This is a genomic window from Bradyrhizobium shewense (genome assembly GCF_900094605.1).
Taxonomy (GTDB): domain Bacteria; phylum Pseudomonadota; class Alphaproteobacteria; order Rhizobiales; family Xanthobacteraceae; genus Bradyrhizobium; species Bradyrhizobium shewense.
This window is the reverse complement of sequence record NZ_FMAI01000004.1, coordinates 301584-323710: the sequence shown is the minus strand read 5'-3', so window position 1 is coordinate 323710 and position 22127 is coordinate 301584. Positions and strand designations below refer to the sequence as shown.

The following is a 22127-nucleotide window of genomic DNA, read 5'->3' as shown; positions in this document are numbered from 1 at the left end:
CATGAATGAAGTCCGACCTGTCATGCGCGGCTGACAAGCACGCACATGACCGGTCTCGAACCGATGTGCCGGCAAGGCCGCGCTTGGGAGGGAATGCTTATGACGACTGCCGATACCGTTCTTGCACCGGTTGGTGCTTCCGGCTTCCTCGATCGTGAACGCACGATCGCGACCGCCGGGTTCAATCGCTGGCTGGTGCCACCGGCGGCGCTGTGCATCCACCTCTGCATCGGCATGGCCTACGGCTTCTCGGTGTTCTGGCTGCCGCTGTCGCGCGCGATCGGCGTGACCGCGCCGAAGACCTGCGGCGACATTTCGCTGTTGCAGGAACTGTTCACGACTAGCTGCGACTGGAAGGTCGCCAGCATGGGATGGATGTACACGCTGTTCTTCGTGCTGCTCGGCATTGCCGCGGCGGTGTGGGGTGGCTGGCTGGAGCGAGTGGGTCCGCGCAAGGCCGGCTTCGTCTCGGCGCTGTGCTGGTGCGGCGGACTCTTCCTCGGTGCGATCGGCGTCTACACCCATCAGCTGTGGCTGTTGTGGCTGGGATCGGGCGTGATCGGCGGCGTCGGCCTCGGCCTTGGCTACATCTCGCCGGTGTCGACGCTGGTGAAGTGGTTCCCGGACCGCCGCGGCATGGCGACCGGTATGGCCATCATGGGCTTCGGCGGCGGCGCCATGATCGGCGCGCCGCTGGCGAACCTGCTGATGAACTATTTCAAGACCCCGAGTTCGGTCGGCGTCTGGGAGACCTTCGTCGCGATGGGTGTCATCTACTTCGTGTTCATGATGATCGGCGCATTCCGCTATCGCCTGCCGCCGCCCGGCTGGCAGCCCGAGGGCTGGACCCCGCCGGTCAAGGCCAACGCGATGATCTCGAAGAACAACGTCCATCTCAACGACGCGCACAAGACCCCGCAGTTCTGGCTGATCTGGTGGGTGCTCTGCCTCAATGTGTCGGCGGGTATCGGCGTGATCGGCATGGCCTCGCCGATGCTCCAGGAGATATTCGGCGGCAAGCTGATCGGCCTGCCCGACGTCGGTTTCAACGCGCTCGATGCCGGGCAGAAGGCGCAGATCGCGGCGATCGCCGCCGGCTTCGCCGGATTGCTGTCGCTGTTCAACATCGGCGGCCGTTTCTTCTGGGCGTCGCTGTCTGACAAGATCGGGCGCAAGAACACCTATTACACCTTCTTCATCCTCGGCATCGTGCTCTACGCACTGGCGCCGACCTTCGCGGCGATGGGCTCGAAGCTGCTGTTCGTGCTCGGCTTCGGCATCATCCTGTCGATGTATGGCGGTGGTTTCGCCACCGTGCCGGCCTATCTCGCCGACATGTTCGGTACCCAGTTCGTCGGCGCCATCCATGGCCGGCTGCTGACGGCGTGGTCGACGGCCGGCATCATCGGCCCGGTTGTCGTGAACTACATCCGCGAGTTCCAGCTCGCGGCCGGCGTGCCGCGCGACCAGCTCTACAACACGACCATGTACATCCTGTGCGCGATGCTGATCGCGGGCCTGATCTGCAACTATCTGATCAAGCCGGTCGATTCGAAGTGGCACATGAAGGAGGCCGACGTCGCCAAGTTGCAGGCGGCGAGCGCCAGCGCCGCTGCCGCGGGGCCGCACGGCTCCTATGGCATCGGATTTGGCGGGCTCGACGCCAAGGCGGCGCTATTCTGGGCCTTCGTCGGCGTTCCCTTGGCTTGGGGTGTCTGGAAGACGCTGGAGAGCGCGGTCAAGATATTCTGATCGCCCATTCATCGCGAGCGGGAGCGCGCCATGCGCGCGCTCCCGCCGCTCATTTCGAGAGTTCAAAATCACCCCTGGGGGAATTCGATGGTTCGTAAACTCGTTTGTGTCGCCGCCATGCTGCTCGTTGCCGGCGCCCTGCAATCCGCATCCGCGCAGACCGCCGCTACACCGGCCGCAACGCCGCCCGCCGCGACCGAGGCCAAGCCCGGCAAGATCAAGCTGACCGCGCAGAAGCTCAAGGACATGAAGGCCAAGTGGATCGCCAACAAGCCGAAGCTTAAGGAGTGCCGCAAGGACGTGAAGGCCAAGGGCCTCGCGGGCGACGATCGCTGGTTCTATATCGAGGAGTGCATGGGCAAAAGCTGACCCGTCAGCATCCGAGTCTTGGCGGAGCACCCACTGCCTCGAATGGAGCTTGATACGACTTCGCTATCGCAGCATGGGAAGCCTTTATTGATCTCCAGATCGATTCAGGCTTCGTTCTATCGATTGGCGCGTCGGACGAGCGCAAGGCCGTGTCCGGCAGCGATCCAAAGCTTCCCTAGGGCTGCGCTTAACTGCTTCCGCGAGCGTGATAATTTGCTTGGCATCTGGCATGCCAGGGGCTAAGACTAGACCCGTTCTAAAAGACGAGATCGAGACGAATCGATGAGCCACGACGACGTGCACAAGGTCCGCCCGTTCGAGCATCCCGGTGAGGGACGCAAGCGAGCCAAGGCCACGCCCAAGGGGCGGCAGGTCGATCCCACCGCCGCGCACGAGATCGAGCAGCTGCTCGGCGACAGGCCGCGGCGGCGTGATCTCCTGATCGAATATCTGCACCTGATCCAGGACAGATATCATCAGATCTCGGCCGCGCATCTGGCCGCGCTCGCCGACGAGATGAAGCTCGCCTTCGCCGAGGTGTTCGAGACCGCGACGTTCTACGCGCATTTCGACGTGGTGAAGGAAGGCGAGTCGGATATCGCCCCGCTGACGATCCGCGTCTGCGATTCTATCACCTGCGCGATGCTCGGGGCTGAGAAGCTGCTCGAGGATCTGCAGAGCTCATCGGGTCCCGGCATCCGCGTCGTCCGCGCGCCCTGCGTCGGTCGCTGCGACACCGCGCCAGCCGCGGAAGTCGGCCACAACTTCGTCGATCATGCGACCGTCGCCAATGTGATGGCGGCCGCGAAGGCCGGCGACACCCACGCCCATCTGCCCAAATATGTCGACTACGACGCTTATGTCGCCGGCGGCGGCTACAAGCTGCTCAATCGCGTGCGCTCCGGCGAGTTGTCGAAGGACGATCTGTTGAAGGGGCTCGACGATGCTTCGCTGCGTGGCCTTGGCGGCGCCGGCTTCCCGACGGGACGTAAATGGCGCGCCGTGCTCGGCGAACCTGGTCCGCGGCTGATGGCGATCAACGGCGACGAGGGCGAGCCCGGCACGTTCAAGGATCGCGTCTATCTCGAAAGCGATCCGCATCGTTTCATCGAGGGCATGCTGATCGGCGCGCATGTGGTGCAGGCCTCCGATGTCTACATCTACCTGCGCGACGAATATCCGGCCTCGCGCGAGATCCTGGAGCGCGAGATCGCAAAGCTTCCGCCGGGCGGCCCGACGCTGCACATGCGCCGCGGCGCCGGTGCCTATATCTGCGGAGAAGAGTCCTCGCTGCTGGAAAGCATCGAGGGAAAGCGCGGCCTGCCCCGGCACAAGCCGCCTTATCCGTTCCAGGTCGGCCTGTTCGGCCTGCCGACGCTGATCAACAATATCGAGACGCTGTGGTGGGTGCGCGATATCGTCGAGAAGGGTGCTGATTGGTGGAAGGGCAATGGCCGCCACGAGCGTCATGGCCTGCGCAGCTTCTCGGTCTCGGGCCGCGTCAAGAATCCCGGCATGAAGCTCGCGCCCGCGGGCATCACCGTGCGCGAGCTGATCGACGAATATTGCGGCGGCATGGCCGATGGCCATCAATTCTACGCCTACCTGCCGGGCGGCGCATCCGGCGGTATCCTGCCGGCGTCGATGGACGACATCCCGCTCGATTTCGGCACGCTGGAAAAATACGGCTGCTTCATCGGCTCTGCCGCGATCGTGATCCTGTCGCAAAAGGACAGCGTGCGCGCGGCGGCGTTGAACCTGATGAAATTCTTCGAGGACGAGAGCTGCGGCCAGTGCACGCCGTGCCGCGTCGGAACCCAGAAGGCGGCGCTGCTGATGCAGAAGCCGGTGTGGAACCGCGCTCTTCTGGAAGAATTGAGCCAGGCGATGCGCGATGCCTCGATTTGCGGGCTTGGACAGGCGGCATCGAATCCGCTGGCCACCGTGATCAAATATTTCCCTGACGAGTTCAAGGAAGCGGCCGAATGACCAAGATTACGTTTGAGCTCGACGGCAAGCAGGTCGAAGCCAATCCCGGCGAGACGATTTGGCAAGTCGCAAAACGCCAGGGCCGCGAGATCCCGCATCTGTGCTATTCGCCGGCGCCCGACTATCGGCCTGACGGCAATTGCCGTGCCTGCATGGTCGAGATCGAGGGCGAGCGCGTGCTCGCTGCATCCTGCAAGCGCACGCCGTCGGTCGGCATGAAGGTGAAGTCGGAGTCCGCGCGCGCGGTGTCGGCGCAGAAGATGGTGATGGAGCTGCTCGTCGCCGACCAGCCGGCGCGCGAGACCTCGCACGATCCGGATTCGAAGTTCTGGCACTGGGCCGAGACGACGGGGGTCACAGAGAGCCGCTTCCCCGCCGCCGAGCGCTGGGCAACCGACGCCAGCCATCCGGCGATGCGCGTCAACCTCGACGCCTGCATCCAGTGCGGCTTGTGCGTGCGCGCCTGCCGCGAGGTCCAGGTCAACGACGTCATCGGCATGGCCTACCGCAACCATGGCTCGAAGATCGTGTTCGACTTCGACGATCCCATGGGCGAGTCCACCTGCGTCGCCTGCGGCGAATGCGTGCAGGCTTGCCCGACCGGCGCGTTGATGCCGGCCGTGATGCTCGACGAGAAGCAGACCCGTGTCACCTACCCCGACAAGAAGGTGGATTCGCTCTGCCCGTTCTGCGGCGTCGGCTGTCAGGTGACCTACGAGGTCAAGGACGAGAAGGTGATCTATGCGGAGGGCCGCGACGGCCCCGCCAATCGCAACCGTCTCTGCGTCAAGGGCCGCTTCGGCTTCGACTACATCCATCACCCGCATCGCCTGACCAAGCCGCTGGTGCGGCTGCCGAACGCGAAGAAGGATTCCAACGACCAGGTCGATCCCGCCAATCCCTTCACGCATTTCCGTGAAGCGAGCTGGGAGGAAGCGCTCGACATCGCCGCCAAGGGCCTCGTCAAGATCCGCGACGAGAAGGGCGTGAAGGCGCTGGCGGGCTTCGGCTCGGCCAAGGGCTCGAACGAAGAGGCCTATCTATTCCAGAAGCTGGTGCGCACCGGCTTCGGCTCCAACAACGTCGACCATTGCACCCGTCTGTGCCACGCCTCGTCGGTGGCGGCGCTGTTCGAAGGCCTGAGCTCGGGCGCGGTGTCGGCGCCATTCTCGGCCGCGATGGATGCCGAGGTCATCATCGTGATCGGCGCCAACCCGACCGTGAACCATCCGGTCGCCGCGACCTTCATCAAGAATGCGGTCAAGCAGAACGGCGCCAAGCTGTTCGTGATGGATCCGCGCCGGCAGACGCTGTCGCGCCATGCGACCAAGCATCTGCAGTTCAAGCCCGGCTCCGACGTCGCCATGCTGAACGCGATGATCAATACGATCATCACCGAAGGCCTGACCGACGACCAGTACATCGCCGGCTACACCGAAGGCTTCGAGGACCTCAAGGAGAAGATCAAGGAGTTCACGCCCGAGAAGATGGAGGCGATCTGCGGCGTCCCGGCGCAAACTCTGCGCGAGGTTGCCCGGACATATGCCCGCGCAAAATCGTCAATCATCTTCTGGGGCATGGGCATCAGCCAGCATGTCCACGGCACCGACAATGCGCGCTGCCTGATCGCGCTGGCGCTGATCACCGGCCAGGTCGGCCGTCCCGGCACCGGCCTGCATCCGCTGCGCGGCCAGAACAACGTGCAGGGCGCCTCCGACGCCGGCCTCATCCCGATGTTCCTGCCGGACTATCAGCCGGTGGGGCGCGACGATCTGCGCGGCAGCTTCGAAAAGCTGTGGCAGCAGGACCTCGATCCCGTCCGCGGCCTGACCGTGGTCGAGATCATGAATGCGATCCACGCCGGCGAGATCACGGGCATGTATATCGAGGGTGAGAACCCCGCGATGTCCGATCCGGATCTGCAGCATGCGCGCCAGGCACTCGCCATGCTCGATCATCTCGTGGTGCAGGATCTCTTCGTCACCGAGACCGCGTTCCATGCCGACGTCATCCTGCCGGCTTCGGCGTTCGCGGAGAAGGACGGCTCCTTCACCAACACCGATCGCCGCGTGCAGCTCGCGCGTCAGGTGATCAAGCCGCCCGGCGATGCACGGCAGGATCTCTGGATCATCCAGGAGATTGGCAAGCGCATGGGCCTGCCCTGGAATTACGCCGGCCCCGGCGATGTCTTCACCGAGATGGCAGAGCTGATGCCGTCGCTGAAGAACATCACCTGGGAGCGGCTGGTGCGCGAAGGCGCCGTGACCTATCCGGTCGACGATCCGAACAAGCCCGGCAACGAGATCATCTTCACCACGGGATTCCCGACCGCCAGCGGCCGCGGCAAGATCGTGCCGGCCAAGGTCATTCCGCCGGACGAGATTCCCGACGCCGAGTATCCGATGGTGCTGTCGACCGGCCGCGTGCTGGAGCACTGGCACACCGGTTCGATGACGCGCCGTGCGCAGGTGCTCGATCAGATCGAGCCCGAGGCCGTCGCGTTCATGTCGCCGAAGGACATGCGCAAGAAGAAGCTGGTGCCGGGCGATTTCATTCGCCTGGAGACTCGCCGCGGCGCGGTCGAGGTCAAGGTCCGCTCCGACCGCGACGTGCCGGAGAACATGGTGTTCATGCCGTTCTGCTACGCGGAGGCGGCTGCGAACCTTTTGACCAACCCGGCGCTCGATCCGTTCGGCAAGATCCCGGAGTTCAAGTTCTGCGCGGCCAGAGCCGAACGCGCGGAGATGCGGGACGCTGCGGAGTAGGGTCCGGTATTCGTTTGGCGGCGCGTTGCTGCCAAACCCTCGGTGTCGTCCTGGCGAAAGCCAGGACCCATACCGCGTGATCCATCGATTGCAGACGGTCGCAGTACCGCGCACCACTAATCTTCGCCAAATTCCTCCCTGGGGTAATGGGTCCTGGCTTTCGCCAGGACGACGGCTGAGAGCGTGGTGTTCGACTTCGTTCTCCGCCGCACCGGTGCTACACATCGCCCATGTCCAAAGCCACCCCAGCCACCCGTGCGCTTGAAGCCGCCGGTGTTGCCTTCACCGTTCACACCTACGAGTACGATCCTGATGCCGAGAGCATCGGGCTCCAGGCGGCGGCCGCGCTGGGCGAAGACCCGGCGCGCGTCCTCAAGACGCTGATGGCGCTGGTCGATGGCAAGCCGGTCTGCGTGATCGTGCCGTCCGACCAGGAAGTCTCGATGAAGAAGCTAGCAGCGGCCGCGAGCGGTAAGTCGGCGCAGATGATGAAGCCGCCCGAGGCCGAGCGCGTCACCGGCTACAAGGTCGGCGGCATCAGCCCGTTCGGTCAGCGCAAGCCCGTGCGCACCGTGATCGAGCAGAGCACGCTCGCGCATGACCTGGTCTATCTCAATGGCGGCCAGCGCGGCTTGCAGGTGCGGCTGAAGCCAGCCGATGTGCAGGACACGTTGAAGGCGATCGTTGCCGACGTCGTGGCCTGAGCGTCACGCGCCTACTGCTTCTGCAACAGCTTGAGCCGGCAGCGCAGCGCCTCGCGGATGTGTGCGCGCGCAAGCTGCTCGGCCTTGTCGCCGTCGCGGGCGGCGATGGCGTCGATGATCGCCTGATGCTCGCCGTGACTGGTCGAGGGACGGCCTGTCACCGTGAAGGTGGTCGGACCCAGCAGCGCGATCCAGTCCTGTAATTCGCGCGAGGCATTGTCGAGATAGCGGTTGCGCGCGGCGCGGCAGATGGCTTCGTGGAACGCGCGGTTGAGCCTTGCCAATTCTCCTGCCATCTCGGCGGCGTCTGTCGCGGAGGACTCGACAAAAGCCTGCTCGATATCCCGGAGCGCATCGACCTCGGGCGCCGAAGCGTGTTCGGCGGCAAGGCGCGCCGCGGCGCCTTCCATGATCTCGCGCATGGCGTAGAGCTCAAGTACCTCGGAGATGTCGAGATTGCGCACGATCAGCCCGCGGCCGCCGGCAGGCTCCACGAAGCCGCGCGCGGCGAGCCGGCCGAGCGCTTCGCGCACGGGGGTGCGGCTGACCTTGAGCCGCTGCGCGACCTCTTCCTCGCGCAGACGGTCGCCGGCGCGATAGCTGCCGGCCTGCAGCGCTTCGCAGAGCGAGCGAAACACGGCTTCGCCCAGCGCAACGCCGGCGCCGCGCGCAATCGATCCGCCTGTCTTCGTCGGCCGTCTGGCCATGGCCCCTCATCGGCCGCCACGCGCATCCTGCCCATGCAGAGATGGCGCTTGCGGCGCTTCTGTATATCTTTGTATACAAACGTACGCAATGGCTGTCTGGGTTGACCGCGACGGCCGGCAGGCAGAACGTCTCCAACTTCGTCGCATCGGACGGACGGCATGAGCAGCAAATACGACGTGCTGGTGATCGGCGGCGGCAACGCGGCGCTGTGCGCGGCGATCGCGGCGCGGCGCGGCGGTGCTTCGGTGCTGGTGCTCGAAGGCGCGCCGAAATTCTATCGCGGCGGCAATACCCGCCACACCCGCAACATGCGTTGCGCCCATGACGCCGCAACCGAAATCCTGACCGGCCCCTACACCGAAGAGGAATTCTGGGAGGATCTGCTGCGCGTCACCGGCGGGCAGACCGACGAGATGCTCGCGCGCCACATGATCCGCGAGTCCAAGGATATCCTGAACTGGATCGTGGAGCAGGGCGTGCGCTGGCAGCCCTCGCTTGGCGGCACGCTGAGCCTCGGCCGCACCAATTCCTTCTTCCTCGGCGGCGGCCGCGCAATGCTGAATGCACTCTATCTCACTGCAGAGCGGCTCGGCGTCGAGGTCAAATACGACGCCGAGGTCACCGACCTCGTGATCGAAGACGGCATGTTCCTCGCCGCGCGCTTGAAACGGCCGATCGGGGACGAGACCGAGATCCGCGCGACCTCGCTGGTCGCCGCGGCCGGCGGGTTCGAGGCCAACATCGACTGGCTCAAGCAATATTGGGGCGAAGCCGCCGACAATTTCCTGATCCGCGGCACGCCCTATAATCGCGGTTCGATCCTGAAGATGCTGCTCGACAAGGGTGTGCAGGAGGTCGGCGACCCCACGCAGTGCCATGCGGTCGCGATCGATGCCCGCGCGCCGAAATTCGACGGCGGGATCATCACGCGGCACGACTCCGTGGTGTTCGGCATTGTCGTCAACAAGCATGCCCAGCGCTTCTATGACGAGGGCGAGGATATCTGGCCGAAGCGCTACGCGATCTGGGGCCGGCTGGTCGCGGCGCAGCCCGACCAGATCGCCTACATCATCTTCGACTCCACCGTGGTCACGAGCTTCATGCCGACGCTGTTTCCGCCGATCGCCGGACAGACGGTGGCCGAGCTCGCCGGCAAGCTGGAGCTCGACCCGGCCGCGCTGGAAAAGACTATTACCGAATTCAACGCCGCGGTGCTATCAGGCACCTTCGATCACACCATTCTGGACGACTGCCGCACTGAGGGCATCACGCCGCAGAAGACGCACTGGGCGCGCAAGATCGAGACGCCGCCTTATCTCGCCTATCCGGTGCGGCCCGGCATCACTTTCACCTATCTCGGCACGCGCGTAACCAAGGAGGCGCGGATGCTGATGGCTGACGGTAAGCCGTCGGCCAACATGTTCGCGGCCGGTGAGATCATGGCTGGCAACGTGCTCGGCAAAGGCTATGCCGCCGGCATGGGCATGACCATCGGCAGCGTGTTCGGGCGGATCGCGGGTCGGGAAGCGGCACGCCATGCGAAGAACTAAAGAAAAGAATCTGGGAGGAACCATGTCGCGCATTGCCATTGCTTCGATCACGGCGCTGTTGACCGTCAGCCACGCCTACGCCGCCGAGCCGATCACCCTGCGCGACATGGGTTCGTTCCACGTCGGCGGACGTCTCGTCGAAATCTCCGGCAAGCCGGTGAAGGAGGTCGTGTTCACGCCAGGCGGCGTGCCGGCCAAGGTCGATCCCAACGGGACGTATCAGGTCGAGCAGATGTACGTGCAGTATTTCCTGCCCGCGAACGAGAAGGGCGCCTATCCGCTGCTGATGTGGCATGGCGGCGGACTGACCGGCGTCACCTACGAGACTACGCCCGATGGGCGCGAAGGCTGGCTGAACTATTTTCTGCGCAAGGGGTGGGCGGTCTACAATTCCGACGCGGTAGAGCGCGGGCGCGCTGGCTGGGCGCAATACCCCGACATATTCAAGAGCGAGCCGGTCTTCCTCACCACCGCCAATGCGTTCGAACGTTTCCGCATCGGCGAAGGGCCCAACTCCTACGATGCCGATCCCGCCAAGCGAAAGCTGTTGCCGGGCAACCAGTTTCCCGTCGAGGGCTACGAGAACTTCGTCAAGCAGAACGTGCCGCGCTGGACCACGACGGATGATGCGATCGTCGCTGCCTATATCGCCGAGATCGATCGCGTCGGCCCCTCGGTGATCCTGTTCCACAGCCAGGCCGGCAGCTTCGGCTTCAAGGTCGCGCAAGCCCGGCCCGGCAAGGTCAAGGCGCTGATCGCGATCGAGCCGGCCGGCATCGGCGATCCCGCCAAGGCGGATGTGCTGAAGAACATCCCGACCCTCATCATCTATGGCGACTATATCGAGCGCGATTCACGCTGGCCCAAGATCCGCGCCAACGGCATCGCCTTTGCCGACGCCATCAAGGCTGCCGGCGGCAGCGTCGACGTCGTCGACCTCCCACAGGCCGGCATCAAGGGCAATTCGCATATGGTGATGATGGACAAGAACAACCTCGAGGTCGCGGGCCTTATTCAGAAATGGCTCGAGACTAAGGGCCTGACGAAGTAAAGCCATGCACGGAACCAGAATTCTGGACGAGGCCGACCGTCTGATGACGGTCTGCAATTCCTGCCGCTACTGCGAGGGGCTGTGCGCGGTATTTCCCGCGATGGAAATGCGCCGCGCCTTCTCCGACGGCGACCTCAACTATCTCGCCAATCTCTGCCATTCCTGCGGCGCCTGCTACGTCGATTGCCAGTTCTCGCCGCCGCACGAGTTCAACGTCAACGTTCCCCAGACGCTTGCAATTGCGCGCGCGGAATCCTATGCCGCTTATGCCTGGCCGAGGGCGCTGTCCGGCGCCTTCGCCCGCAACGGCCTCGTCATCAGCATCGTCGCCGCGCTCAGCATGGCCGCCTTCATCCTCGGCTTCGCTGCCCTGAACGACCGCAGCGTGCTGTTCGGCGTGCACACCGGCCCCGGCGCGTTCTACAGGCTGATGCCGCATAATGCGATGGCGGCGCTGTTCAGCGTCGCGTTCCTCTATGCGATCCTGGCGCTCGTGATGAGCGTGCGCGCTTTCTGGCGCGACATCGGCGCACCCGTCGGCGGCCGCGCCGACGGCGGTTCGATCATTCAGGCGATCCGCGATGCGGGCGAGCTGCGCTATCTCCATGGCGGCGGTGTCGGCTGCTACAACGAGGACGACAAGCCGACCGACCGGCGCAAGCTGTATCACCACCTGACCTTCTACGGCTTCCTGCTGTGCTTCGCCGCCACCTCGGTTGCTACGCTGTATCACTATCTGCTCGGCCGCGAGGCGCCGTATCCGTGGTGGGACCTGCCCGTGGTGCTGGGCGCGCTCGGCGGAATCGGTTTGATCATCGGCCCGGTCGGTCTGTTCACGGCCAGGATGCGACGCGATCCGGCGCTGCTCGACGAGAACCGCTACGGCATGGATGTCGGCTTCATCGCCATGCTGTTCCTGACCGGATTCACCGGCATGGCGCTTCTGGTCCTGCGTGAGACCGCCGCCATGGGGCCGCTGCTGGCGCTGCATCTCGGCGCGGTGTTCGCGCTGTTCGTCACCATGCCCTACGGCAAGTTCGTGCACGGCATCTATCGCTTCGCCGCGCTGGTGCGCTATGCGCAGGAGCGGCGGACCGCAGCGTGACCCGTTACCTCGGTTGAAAGCGGCCCTCGCGCAGGAAGGCGATGGTCTGTTCGATTGCGGCAGCGTGACGCGGAAGCCCGGTATGCGACGTCTTCACGACGATATGGTCGGCCATACCGGCCAGCATCGCGCTCCGCACCGACACCCGCCCGTCATTCGGCTTCGGTAGAACGACGAGACCGGCGACAGGGTCGATGAAGCGGCTTCCTGCGATCACGCCGACCGGATAGTCGATGGCGGGGAGGGCATTCGGCGCGGTCGCAGGCGTGGTGGTGAGCTCGAGCCCGGCTGGCCCGTAGAATTTGCGATAGGGCAAAAATCCCCGCAGGAGATCAGCGACCTCGCTGCCGCTGTTCGGCGTGCCCAGCATCACGACGCGGCCAAGCCGGGCCGGCCGGTGTTTCGCGATATAAGCGCGCGCGACGAGCCCGCCCATCGAATGCGCGACGAAATGCAACGGCGCGTCGCGTTCGGCGAAACGGGCGATCGCCGGGTGAATGTCGTCCGCAAGTGCCGCGATCGGCTTGCTGCAGCTGGGATAGTCGATGTTGAGCGTTGCGAAGCCGGCCGCGCGGAGCGCCCGCTCCAACCTCCTCAGGGATGCCGAGGTTCGCGCGATGCCGTGAAGCAGAACCACTCTCGGGCGTCGCGCGTCGCCTGATTGAGGCGCCTCGTGCATCTGTCCTACGCCACCTCGCGCTCCGGCGCGGACGCCTGCTCGCGGGCCATCGTCGTTGCGGTGACGTAGTCGGTCTTGCCGGTGCCGAGCAGCGGCACCTTGTCGACCACGATGATCGCCGCGGGAACGGTCAGCTCGGACGCGCCGATCGACTTGGCCTGGCCCTGCATCGCGCTGCGCTCGGCGTTCTTCTCCGTCGTCAGCAGCACGATGCGCTCGCCCTTGCGCGGATCGGGGATCGAGACGGCGACCGATGCAGCCTGCGGCCACAACGTCGCGGCGATGCTCTCGACCGCGGACAGCGACACCATTTCGCCGGCAATTTTGGCAAAGCGCTTGGCGCGCCCCTTGATGGTGATGAAGCCGGCCGCGTCGATCGCGACGATGTCGCCGGTGTCGTGCCAGCCGTCGGGAAGCGTTTCGAGCACGCCGGGATTTTCGGCCCGCAAATATCCGAGCATCACGTTCGGTCCACGCACCGAGAGCCGTCCACCCTCCTCGATGCCGGGGACCGGATCGAGGCGGCTTTCCATCAGCGGTGAGAGGCGGCCGACGGTGCCGGGGCGGTTGGCCATCGGCGTGTTCATCGCCAGCACGGGCGCGGTCTCGGTGACGCCGTAGCCTTCGAGGATGCGGATGCCGTAGCGCTCCATGAACACCTGCCGCGTCCGGTCCTTGACCGCTTCGGCGCCGGCGATCACGAGGCGCAGGGTGCGGAAGTCGTAGGCATGCGCCGAGCGCGCATAGCCGGTGAGGAACGTATCGGTACCGAACAGGATCGTCGCGCCGGTCTGGTAGATCAGCTCGGGCACGATCCGGTAGTGCAGCGGCGAGGGGTACATGTAGATCGGAATGCCTGCGAGCATCGGCATCATCATCCCGCCGGTCAGCCCGAACGAGTGGAATACCGGCAGCACGTTGAACACCTTGTCATTGGCGTTGGCATCGACCCGCGCCAGCGCCTGCGCCGCGTTCGCAAGGATGTTGCGATGGGACAGCACCACGCCCTTGGGCGTGCCTTCCGAACCCGACGTGAACAGCACGACGGCGGGGTCGCTCGCTTGGCGGGCGACGCGCGGCGCGGTGCCTGCGAGCAAGCCCTTGATCTTGTCGGCCACACCGATCGAGGCGCGGACGTCCTCGAGATAGACGACCCGGGCTTCCGCGGAGATCGCAGCCATCAGCTTGTCGAGCTTGCCTTTCTCGATGAAGGCCTTCGATGTCAGCACGGTCTTGACCTGCGCGGCCTTCATGGCGGCGAGGACGTTGACCGGGCCGGCCGAGAAGTTGAGCATCGCCGGGACCCGGCCGATGTTCTGCAGTGCCATGAAGACCACGGCGACGCCCGCGGAATTCGGCAACAGCACACCGACATTCTCGCCCACGGCGGTGCAGGTCTCGAGCTTCCGGCTCAAGACCTGCGCGCCAAGGATCAGCTTGCGATAGGTCAGCTTGGTACCGAGCGCGTCCTCGATGATGACCTTGCCGGTGTCGCGATCGCGATAGGCGTGTCCGAGCGCCTCGAACAGCAAGTGATCGAGCATGGCGTTCTTGACCATCGCATCGATCATCACGTCCTGAAGTGCGGCGCCGGCGGCATTGCGGCGCGCCTTGCCCTTCAGCGCCGGGTCGACCGGAAGCTTGACGGGCGGCAGGATGGTGACCGTCACCCGCGGAAACCACGAGCGCTTGATCTGGCTGGAGTTGAGGTAGCTGAGATGCGAGCGCTGCGCGCCTTCGATACGAACGGGCACGACCACCGCGTCGGCCTTGTCCGCGATCATCGCGGTGCCGTCATAGACCTTCATCAACGAGCCGGAGACGGTGATGCGTCCTTCCGGAAAGATCACCACCGGTTCGCCGGCGGCAACCAGCTTGATCAGGTCGCGCGCAGCCAGCGGCTTGCTCGGATCCATGGTGTAGTGCTTGACGACGCGCAGGAACGGCTTGGCCCACCAGGCCTTGGCGATGCCGGTGTCGACCGCGAAGCTCGCGTCGATCGGCAGCACGGCGTGCAGCATTGGGCCGTCGATCAGGCTGACATGGTTCGGCGCGATCAGCATGCGCGTGCCGGCAGGCGGCAGGTTCTCGAGGCCGCGAACCTCGGTGCGGAACAGTGCGCGGAACAGCAGTCCGCCGAAATCGCGCACGCCTTCCTTGCCCCATTTCGTCAGCACGAACCAGACCGCGCCGAAGCTGGCGACGCCGAGCCCGAAGAAGATCCAGCCGATGTGAAGGCCAGCCGCCTGCAGCAGCGCGACGAACAGCGAGCCGACCACCATGAAGGCGGCCTGCAGCACGTTGCCGGCGGCGATGATGCGGGCGCGCTCGGATGGTGCCGACCAGGCCTGCACCGCGGCAAAGGAGGGAACGACGAACAGGCCGCCGCCGAATGCGAAGGCGACGAAGTCGACGAGCATACGCAGGCCTGCGAACGAGGTCGCGAAACCGGCCGCGGTGATGTCCTGGCCCTTGGCCGTCACGCCGATGGCCCAGGCGAGATCGAGGCCGGCAAACCCCATGATGATGGCGCCGATCGGCACCAGCGCGAGGTTCGGGCGAACGTGGCTGAGGCTGGCAGCGAACAGCGAGCCGATGGCGATGCCGATTGCGAAGATCGCAAGGCACAGCGTCACTACACCCTCGGTGCCGCCGACGACATCCTTGACCAGCGCCGGCAGCAGCGACAGCACGATCGCGCCGACCAGCCAGAACCAGGAGACGATCACGGTGCCGTCCCACAGCCGGTGGTCGGCATGCAGGGTCTCGAGAAGGCCCACCGTCGAGGTCCAGGGATTGGCGTCGACAGGCAGATCGGGCGCAGAAGGCGTCGTCTGCGGAATGCGGGAGGCGAAGGCCCATGACAACAGGGCCAGCACGACCACGGCCGATGCGACCCAGCCCATATGCGCGGATCCCGCCACGAACTGGCCGCCGGCGACGGTGCCGAGCAGGATCGCCATGAAGGTCGCGCCTTCGACCAGCGCGTTGCCGGTCGCGAGCTCACCGAGCTCGAGCTGATCCGGAAGCATGGCGTATTTCACGGGTCCGAACAGCGCGGCGATGACGCCGAACAGGGCGAGCGCTGCGAACAAGAGCGGCACCGAGTGCAGGAAGAAGCCGGCGGCGGCAAAGGCCGCGGCGAAGATCTCGGCGAATTTGAGCCGCCTTGCGACGACGGATTTGACGTATTTGTCGGCGAGCTGGCCGCCGAGCCCGGACAGGATGAAATAGGGGAAGATGAAGACGGCGCCTGCCACCGTCACCAGCGCATCGCCGTGGCCGGTTGCGGCACTGTAAAGCAGGATGATGACGAGCGCGTTCTTGAGCACGTTGTCATTGAGCGCCGAGAAGAATTGCGCCCAGAACAGTGGGGCAAAGCGGCGTGACGACATCAATTCCCTGATCATGACTAGTCCTGTTTTGGAAAGGCAGAATGAGGTTCGTTACGTTGTCTTTGAAGCGTCACGACCGGAAGGGGAGGGGACGAACGATTGCGGGCGCTGATGGCCGGCCTGCCTTGTCCCCTCGATCCCTCCGATCCTGTTGGTCTCCAAGCGGTGTCGTTAGGTTCGCAAAATATCTGGGCGCGCCTTATCGGGTATGCGCCGAGCGATGAGGAAAAGCTGAACCGCGTCACTGAAGTCTGGCGAGATCGGCCGCGAACATCGGGACATGGTGAGTCCTTCCTTGCAACCAGTTCTTGCATTCGAGCCGACCCGCGTGTGCAGGTCGCGTGCGCCTCAGGTGAGATGGGTGAGGTGACGAAAGGGCGAGAGGCGGCGGAGCAAGCTGAATCGGCGGCCCTCTTGACGGGCGCGCGCGCGGCTCGAATGCCACATCCGAAAGGTCGCGCGGCGTTCGGCAAGCACGCCGGCGATGTCGCAGGCATTTGCGATGCGATCGATCGGCGTCATGGCGAACCGCAGCAGGGCGCGGCCAAGGCCTGTCACCAGGGCGGTGGCGTCGTCGACGAAGGTGGCGGCGATATCAACAGCGAGGGTTTGCATTTTGGTCGTCTCCAGGTTAATTTGAACAATGTTCACATGAGTAGCTCGAAAATGAACAATGTTCAAGAAGAATCGTTGCGGGATCAGAAAAAAAATCGGCGGCGGCTCCAGATCCTGGAGATTGCCCGGGGGATTATCGCGACTAAAGGATTGAGATCGTTGAAGGTTCGGGACGTTGCCGAGGCCGCCGGCTGCTCCGTTGGCAGCGTCTACAACGAGTTCGGCGACTTCGACGGGGTAATCCTGACCGTCAATCGGGAGACCGTTCAGGCCCTTACGGCCCGGCTTCGCGGGGTTCCGGCCGAAGATCCCGTTCGCCAGCTCTATGGGCTTGCCGAGACCTATCTCGAATTCTTCGCGGAGCACGCCAATCTGCTGCGCTCGCTGTTCGAGCATCGGATGGAGGACGACCGTCCTTATCCCGACGACATCCTGCAGATGGTGATGGACGCTTTTGCGCTGATGCATCCGCCCCTGGTGCGGCTGCTACCGGATGCGGATGACGTGAAGATCGCGCTGTTGTCGCGCACCTTGTTTTCTGCCGTGCATGGCATCATCTCGCTCGGTCTCGAGGAGCGCATGGTGGCCGTGCCGCCGCAGATGCTGCGTCAGCAGGTCGAACAATTCATCGATGCGCATCTGGTGGGTCTCGGGATCGTGCCTCCGCGGTGACGGCGGAGAGCGTCAGGCGCGCGCGGCCTCGCGCGGCCGGGCCGCAACGACGACGACATCAGATCTTCCGCCGTCGACCTGAACGCGGTTGCGTCCCTTTTCCTTGGCGCGATAGCAGGCAGCATCCGCGCGCCGCATCGCACCTTCGAGCGTGGTGTTGGCGTCGGTGATGCAGGTGACGCCGATGCTGGCGGTCACCGCAAAGCAGCGATCGTCCCAGGCGAAGTTGAACAGCTCGAGCGATCGCCGCAGCCGTTCGGCGATGTCGACCGCGTTCGCAGGCGAGCACTGCGGCAGGATCAGGCCGAATTCGTCGCCGCCCAGCCGGGCCACCAGGTCACGCGGATGCCGATCCTGTTGCAGGAGGCGGGAGACCTGGCAGAGCAGGCTGTCGCCGGCAAGGTGCCCGCAGCTGTCGTTGACGTTCTTGAACTGGTCGAGGTCGAGCAGGATCAGGCCCAGCGAACCCGCCGCGGCAACGTCCAGCTCGCTTTGCAGGCGCGCCTCGAAGGCGCGGCGGTTGGACAGGCCGGTCAGCCAGTCGTGCGATGCCTGCCACGCCAGGCGTTCCTTCTCGGCATGCAGGGCGTCTTCGAAGGACTGCCGCTGCAGCACCAATCGCCTGGTGTGCCAAATCAGGAGCAGGATCAGCGTCACGGCGGTGACGATGTTGATGCCGGTCAGCGCCAGCTTGATGGCGCGGGAGCCTTCGCCGAGCACAGTGGAGAACCGGTTGGCATGCACCGTGAACTGGGTGTTGAGCTCGGAGAGCCGCGACGACAGGAATTGCAGGCGGTTCGTGTCCTGAATGGGACCGTTCTCCAATTCGGACCGGATGACTTCGCCGAAGACGCTGAGCTCGAGCAGCATCGGGTCGGTGGCGGCCCACTCGCGGATCGCTTCCTGAAGGAAGCTGACGCGGTTGAAGTAGCGAAACAGCCAGATCAATCCCGGGACGTCATCGGGATGGTTGCCGCCTTGCAGGAAGCCGATGCGAGCGGTCTCGACGTCGACCGGATCGCGCTCGAGCGCCCAGCGCGCGAACTCGTCGCCGATGGGAACGGCAAGCGAGGCCTGGTATTGCGTGAACTGGCTGGCATCGCCCGAATGCAAATAGAGATTGAGGAAATAGACGGCGTTCTTCTGCGAGCGCGACCACATCGCTTCGCCCGCGACATAGGCGCGGACCGACGACATTACCTCGAGACTGAATCCCGCGATCGCCGCCTGGAGCACGACGACCGTCACGAAAGGCGAGACGAGCTTGATGACATGAAGGAAGCTGTGTCCCTTCGTCGACGTCGCTGTTCTGCGAAACACCCTGCGTTCCCCAAATCGCGCAATGACCCCCAGCGGAGCGCTGCGCCTACAACGCGAAGTAGAGGAGATGGTTGCTTAACTCGGCCTGAAAGGCGGGGGAGACTGCATCGCAGGGTGAAAGCGCTGTGAAGCCGATATGCGCAGATCGCTTCAAATGCCGGCAAATCGGACAAGGCGCGGCATCGACGAACCAATGCCTCGCATTGATCGTGCGTGGTTTACCCGATGGAGAGAATCTCGCCGCGCCGTTAGACCAGCACCGGCTTGCGGACGCGGCCGGCGTCGCCGAACACGCGCAGATAACGCTCGATCTCCGAGGGCATGCCGGTCGCCTTCTCCGGATTGTCGGAGAGCTTGACGGCCGGATGGCCGTCGACCGACGACACCTTGCAGACCAGCGAGATCGGATCGAGATTGAACGAGCCGTCCGGCGGGCAGCCGACGAAGTCGTTGGTGAGGTTGGTGCCCCAGCCGAAGGAGAGCCGCACCCGGCCGGCGAAGTGGTGATAGGTCTCCTCGATCGAGCCGACATCCATGGCATCGGAAAAGACGAGCAGCTTGTCCCTGGGATTGCGCCCCTTCTTTTCCCACCAGGCGACGATCTCCTCGCCGGCCTGGATCGGCGGCGCGCTGTCGGGGCGGAAGCCGGTCCAGTCCGCGACCCATTCCGGCGCGTCGCGCAGGAAGGCCTTGGTGCCGAAGGCGTCGGGCAGCGCGATCAGCAAATTGCCGCCATAAGTCTGGCGCCACTGGTCGAGAATGCGATAGGGCGCCCAGCGCAACTCCTCGTCGTCCCTGGCAAGTGCCGCGGCGACCATCGGCAGCTCATGCGCGTTGGTGCCGATGGCTTCGAGGTCATTGTCCATCGCGAGCAGCACGTTGGAGGTGCCGATGAAGGACGGGCCGAGGCCTTCCTTCACCGCCTCAACGCACCAGCGCTGCCAGAGGAAGCCGTGACGGCGACGTGTGCCGAAGTCGGACAGGCGCAGATTTTCAAGCTTGCGCAACCGCTCCACCTTGGTCCACAGCTTGGCCTTGGCGCGGGCGTAGAGCACGTCGAGCTCGAAGCGGCCGCGGCCTTTCGTCGCCGCGCGCGAGCGCAGCTCGTTGAGGATCGCGAGCGCCGGGATCTCCCACATCGTGGTGTGGGTCCACGGTCCGTGGAAATGCAATTCGTACTGGCCCTCGACCTTGCGCAGCTCATACTCGGGCAGGCGGAATTCGGCCAGCCAGCGGATGAAGTCCGCCGAGAACATGTGGGTCTTGCCGTAGAAGGTGTTACCAGCCAGCCAGATCAGCTCCTTCTTGGTGAAGCGGATGGTGCGGGCATGGTCGAGCTGGGCGCGCAGCTCGCCTTCGTCGATGATCTCGGCAAGCCGGACATGGCGCGAGCGGTTGATGACCGAGAAGGTCACCTGCTGATCCGGGTAGTCTTCCCGAATCATTTGCAACATCAATAGCTTGTAGAAGTCGGTATCAAGCAGGCTGCGGATGATGGGGTCCAGCCGCCAGCTGTGATTGTAGGTCCGGCTCGCAATATCGGTCACTGTCATGGGGGGATTTTAGCGCGGCGGCCCGCGCGCAACCAGTGGGTTTGGCGAGGGGTGGTCTTCCGAAAGGCGGTATCGGCGATCAGGTCTTATCAAGCCTTGGCGGCCGTCGCTGCGACCGTTTCGAGCTGGCTCCTGACCCAGCGATGAGCCGGATCTTTCTGATAGCGCTGGTGCCAGACCATGAACATCGGCAGCTCGGCCAGCGTCCGCGTGCGGGACGCCAGCGGGATCCGCGTTTGCGCGAAACCGCGCATCACGCCGGATGCAAGCAGGCTCGGCATGCTCGCCAGCATCTGCGAGCCGCGCAGGAAGGACGGCACGCCGGAAAAGCTCGGCACCGAGATCGCGATGTCGCGGTGAAGACCGTTGGCCGCCAGCCGGCGGTCGAAATCGAGCCGCTCATTGTCGGTATAGACGACGGTGATGTGGCGCGCGGCGAGATAGGCGCTGCGGCTGGCCGGTGCGGTACGTGCCTTGGCATCGAAGTAACAGACGTAATGGTCATGGAGCAGGCGCCTCTGCACGATGTCGATGCCGGACGGTGGCAGCGGCGTGATCAGGAGATCGCAGCGGTTCTCGCGCAGCATCGCGGGCGAGGGCGATTGCGAGGGGATCACGCGCAGGTTCAGGCTCTTCACCTGGCCGGCGACATAGTCGAAGAACCGGGGCAGCAGCAGATCGCGCTGGAAGTCATTGGCGGCGACCGTCAGCGAAAGCTGCGCGCGTGGCGGCTCGAAGCTGACGCCGCCGGCAAAGCTCCGCATCTCGTCGATCAGTGCGCGCGCCTTTGCGGCCAATGCTTGCGCATGCGCGGTTGCGACGATGCCTCGGCCGGATTTGGCGAACAGCGGATCGCCCGCGATCCGCCGCAGCTTGTTCAGGGCGTGGCTGACGGCGGATTGCGTCAGGCCGAGCCGGGTGGCGGCTGCCGTGACCGAGCCTTCCTCCAGCACGGCGAGGAACAGTTCGAGAGCGTGGCCGTCGAGCGCCAAATGATCGATTTCTTTCATGCAATATATTATAATCGATCTATTTATCTGTGGAATAGATCGGCCCATGGTCTCCCAATAAGCCGCGCGTCCGGTCCCGGGCGCCCCAGGGAGAGACACGATGAATGCCCAGGCGCCAGCCTTGCGGGATCCCCGCCTCAACAGTCTCGAGCCCTTGACGCCGCCGCTCGGCGATGGCGGCTTCTTCCAGCGCGACCGCTCGATCCATCCGCCGGCACATGCGCCCGGCTACAAATCGTCGGTGCTGCGCTCGCCGCGCCAGTCGCTGCTGTCGCTGGAGAACTCGGTCTCCGAGATTACGGGGCCAGTGTTCGGCCACAACGACCTCGGCCCGCTCGACAATGATCTGATCCGCAACTACGCCAGGGACGGCGATCCCGTCGGCGAGCGCATCATCGTCCACGGCCGCGTGCTGGATGAGACCGGCCGGGGCGTTCCGAACACGCTGGTCGAGTTCTGGCAGGCCAATGCCGGCGGCCGTTACCGGCACAAGAAGGACACCTATCTGGCGCCGGTCGACCCGAATTTCGGCGGCTGCGGCCGCGCGCTCACCGACGACACCGGTTACTATTATTTCCGCACCGTGAAGCCGGGGCCTTATCCCTGGCGCAACTACGTCAACAGCTGGCGTCCCGCCCACATCCATTTCTCGGTGTTCGGTTCGGGCTTTGCGCAGCGGCTGATCACGCAGATGTATTTCGAGGGCGATCCCCTGATCCCGGTTTGTCCGATCCTGACGACGATTCCGGACAAGGATGCGCTCGACCGCCTCGTGGCGCCGCTCGACCTCAACGCCTCGACGCCGTTCGACTCGCTGGCCTACCGCTTCGACATCGTCCTGCGCGGCCAGCGCTCCACCTATTTTGAAAACCGCACCGCGGGGAACTGAG

16 protein-coding genes are annotated in these 22127 nt (G+C 64.7%); 10 read left to right on the top strand and 6 right to left on the bottom strand.

What is annotated here, in order from left to right; genetic code table 11:
* Positions 1-99: 99 nt before the first annotated feature.
* The 5 genes from GA0061098_RS10510 (at position 100) to ybaK (ending at position 7579) form a co-directional block, all read left to right on the top strand.
* The gene (locus GA0061098_RS10510) at positions 100-1752 is read left to right on the top strand and encodes an OFA family MFS transporter (protein ID WP_091956256.1); all 1653 of its coding nucleotides are present in this window, start codon (positions 100-102) and stop codon (positions 1750-1752) included.
* A gap of 87 nt (positions 1753-1839) precedes the next feature.
* Positions 1840-2121, top strand: a complete 282-nt coding sequence (locus GA0061098_RS10505; protein ID WP_091956255.1) for a hypothetical protein — start codon at positions 1840-1842, stop codon at positions 2119-2121.
* A gap of 282 nt (positions 2122-2403) precedes the next feature.
* A complete protein-coding gene (locus GA0061098_RS10500; RefSeq protein ID WP_091956254.1) occupies positions 2404-4110 on the top strand; it encodes an NADH-ubiquinone oxidoreductase-F iron-sulfur binding region domain-containing protein in 1707 nt (568 codons plus the stop codon).
* Positions 4107-6875: a formate dehydrogenase subunit alpha gene (gene fdhF, locus GA0061098_RS10495; RefSeq protein WP_091956253.1), complete on the top strand. Its 2769-nt coding sequence runs from the start codon at positions 4107-4109 to the stop codon at positions 6873-6875. Before GA0061098_RS10500 ends, fdhF begins: the two co-directional genes overlap by 4 nt.
* Before the next feature lie 230 nt (positions 6876-7105).
* Positions 7106-7579: a Cys-tRNA(Pro) deacylase gene (ybaK, locus tag GA0061098_RS10490; RefSeq protein ID WP_091956252.1), complete on the top strand. Its 474-nt coding sequence runs from the start codon at positions 7106-7108 to the stop codon at positions 7577-7579.
* 11 nt (positions 7580-7590) lie between these two features.
* On the opposite strand, the gene GA0061098_RS10485 is transcribed toward ybaK, so the two are convergent.
* Positions 7591-8286 (bottom strand): GntR family transcriptional regulator, encoded by a 696-nt coding sequence (locus GA0061098_RS10485; RefSeq protein ID WP_091956251.1) that lies wholly within the window; start codon positions 8284-8286, stop codon positions 7591-7593.
* 159 nt (positions 8287-8445) lie between these two features.
* On the opposite strand from GA0061098_RS10485, the gene tcuA reads away from it, so the two are divergent.
* From tcuA to tcuB, 3 genes are read left to right on the top strand one after another with little or no spacing between them, the layout of a single operon-like run.
* Entirely contained in the window at positions 8446-9837 is a 1392-nt protein-coding gene (gene tcuA, locus GA0061098_RS10480) for an FAD-dependent tricarballylate dehydrogenase TcuA (RefSeq protein WP_091956250.1), read from the top strand.
* A 22-nt stretch (positions 9838-9859) separates the two neighbouring features.
* Positions 9860-10888, top strand: a complete 1029-nt coding sequence (locus GA0061098_RS10475; protein WP_091956249.1) for an alpha/beta hydrolase — start codon at positions 9860-9862, stop codon at positions 10886-10888.
* Between the two features lie 4 nt (positions 10889-10892).
* Positions 10893-11993 (top strand): tricarballylate utilization 4Fe-4S protein TcuB, encoded by a 1101-nt coding sequence (gene tcuB, locus GA0061098_RS10470; RefSeq protein WP_091956248.1) that lies wholly within the window; start codon positions 10893-10895, stop codon positions 11991-11993.
* Between the two features lie 4 nt (positions 11994-11997).
* On the opposite strand, the gene GA0061098_RS10465 is transcribed toward tcuB, so the two are convergent.
* Positions 11998-12672 (bottom strand): esterase/lipase family protein, encoded by a 675-nt coding sequence (locus GA0061098_RS10465; protein WP_091956247.1) that lies wholly within the window; start codon positions 12670-12672, stop codon positions 11998-12000.
* Between the two features lie 5 nt (positions 12673-12677).
* Positions 12678-16082 (bottom strand): acyl-[ACP]--phospholipid O-acyltransferase, encoded by a 3405-nt coding sequence (locus GA0061098_RS10460; RefSeq protein WP_091956246.1) that lies wholly within the window; start codon positions 16080-16082, stop codon positions 12678-12680.
* Positions 16083-16733: 651 nt separating this feature from the next.
* On the opposite strand from GA0061098_RS10460, the gene GA0061098_RS44840 reads away from it, so the two are divergent.
* Positions 16734-17354 carry a TetR/AcrR family transcriptional regulator gene (locus tag GA0061098_RS44840; RefSeq protein WP_208610639.1) on the top strand — a complete coding sequence of 207 codons (621 nt, stop codon included), beginning with the start codon at positions 16734-16736 and terminating at the stop codon, positions 17352-17354.
* A gap of 12 nt (positions 17355-17366) precedes the next feature.
* Here GA0061098_RS44840 and GA0061098_RS10450 read toward each other — a convergent pair whose 3' ends face one another.
* The 3 genes from GA0061098_RS10450 to GA0061098_RS10440 all read right to left on the bottom strand — a co-directional run bounded on the left by GA0061098_RS10450 (position 17367) and on the right by GA0061098_RS10440 (position 21237).
* Positions 17367-18674: a GGDEF domain-containing protein gene (locus tag GA0061098_RS10450; RefSeq protein WP_091956244.1), complete on the bottom strand. Its 1308-nt coding sequence runs from the start codon at positions 18672-18674 to the stop codon at positions 17367-17369.
* 248 nt (positions 18675-18922) lie between these two features.
* The gene (pncB, locus tag GA0061098_RS10445; protein WP_091956243.1) at positions 18923-20227 is read right to left on the bottom strand and encodes a nicotinate phosphoribosyltransferase; all 1305 of its coding nucleotides are present in this window, start codon (positions 20225-20227) and stop codon (positions 18923-18925) included.
* 89 nt (positions 20228-20316) lie between these two features.
* Positions 20317-21237 carry a LysR family transcriptional regulator gene (locus GA0061098_RS10440; RefSeq protein ID WP_165637278.1) on the bottom strand — a complete coding sequence of 307 codons (921 nt, stop codon included), beginning with the start codon at positions 21235-21237 and terminating at the stop codon, positions 20317-20319.
* A 100-nt stretch (positions 21238-21337) separates the two neighbouring features.
* Here GA0061098_RS10440 and pcaH point away from each other — a divergent pair, with 100 nt between their 5' ends.
* A complete protein-coding gene (pcaH, locus tag GA0061098_RS10435) occupies positions 21338-22126 on the top strand; it encodes a protocatechuate 3,4-dioxygenase subunit beta (RefSeq protein ID WP_091956241.1) in 789 nt (262 codons plus the stop codon).
* The last annotated feature ends 1 nt before the right edge of the window (position 22127 follow it).

Coding starts and splice junctions, on each gene's coding strand:
- ybaK (WP_091956252.1), top strand. CDS start 7,106: ATGTCCAAAGCCACCCCAGCCACCCGTGCGCTTGAAGCCGCCGGTGTT.
- pncB (WP_091956243.1), bottom strand. CDS start 20,227: ATGACAGTGACCGATATTGCGAGCCGGACCTACAATCACAGCTGGCGG.
- GA0061098_RS10465 (WP_091956247.1), bottom strand. CDS start 12,672: ATGCACGAGGCGCCTCAATCAGGCGACGCGCGACGCCCGAGAGTGGTT.
- GA0061098_RS10460 (WP_091956246.1), bottom strand. CDS start 16,082: ATGATCAGGGAATTGATGTCGTCACGCCGCTTTGCCCCACTGTTCTGG.
- GA0061098_RS10485 (WP_091956251.1), bottom strand. CDS start 8,286: ATGGCCAGACGGCCGACGAAGACAGGCGGATCGATTGCGCGCGGCGCC.
- GA0061098_RS10510 (WP_091956256.1), top strand. CDS start 100: ATGACGACTGCCGATACCGTTCTTGCACCGGTTGGTGCTTCCGGCTTC.
- GA0061098_RS10440 (WP_165637278.1), bottom strand. CDS start 21,237: ATGAAAGAAATCGATCATTTGGCGCTCGACGGCCACGCTCTCGAACTG.
- tcuB (WP_091956248.1), top strand. CDS start 10,893: ATGCACGGAACCAGAATTCTGGACGAGGCCGACCGTCTGATGACGGTC.
- GA0061098_RS10475 (WP_091956249.1), top strand. CDS start 9,860: ATGTCGCGCATTGCCATTGCTTCGATCACGGCGCTGTTGACCGTCAGC.
- pcaH (WP_091956241.1), top strand. CDS start 21,338: ATGAATGCCCAGGCGCCAGCCTTGCGGGATCCCCGCCTCAACAGTCTC.
- GA0061098_RS10505 (WP_091956255.1), top strand. CDS start 1,840: ATGGTTCGTAAACTCGTTTGTGTCGCCGCCATGCTGCTCGTTGCCGGC.
- GA0061098_RS10500 (WP_091956254.1), top strand. CDS start 2,404: ATGAGCCACGACGACGTGCACAAGGTCCGCCCGTTCGAGCATCCCGGT.
- tcuA (WP_091956250.1), top strand. CDS start 8,446: ATGAGCAGCAAATACGACGTGCTGGTGATCGGCGGCGGCAACGCGGCG.
- fdhF (WP_091956253.1), top strand. CDS start 4,107: ATGACCAAGATTACGTTTGAGCTCGACGGCAAGCAGGTCGAAGCCAAT.
- GA0061098_RS44840 (WP_208610639.1), top strand. CDS start 16,734: ATGAACAATGTTCAAGAAGAATCGTTGCGGGATCAGAAAAAAAATCGG.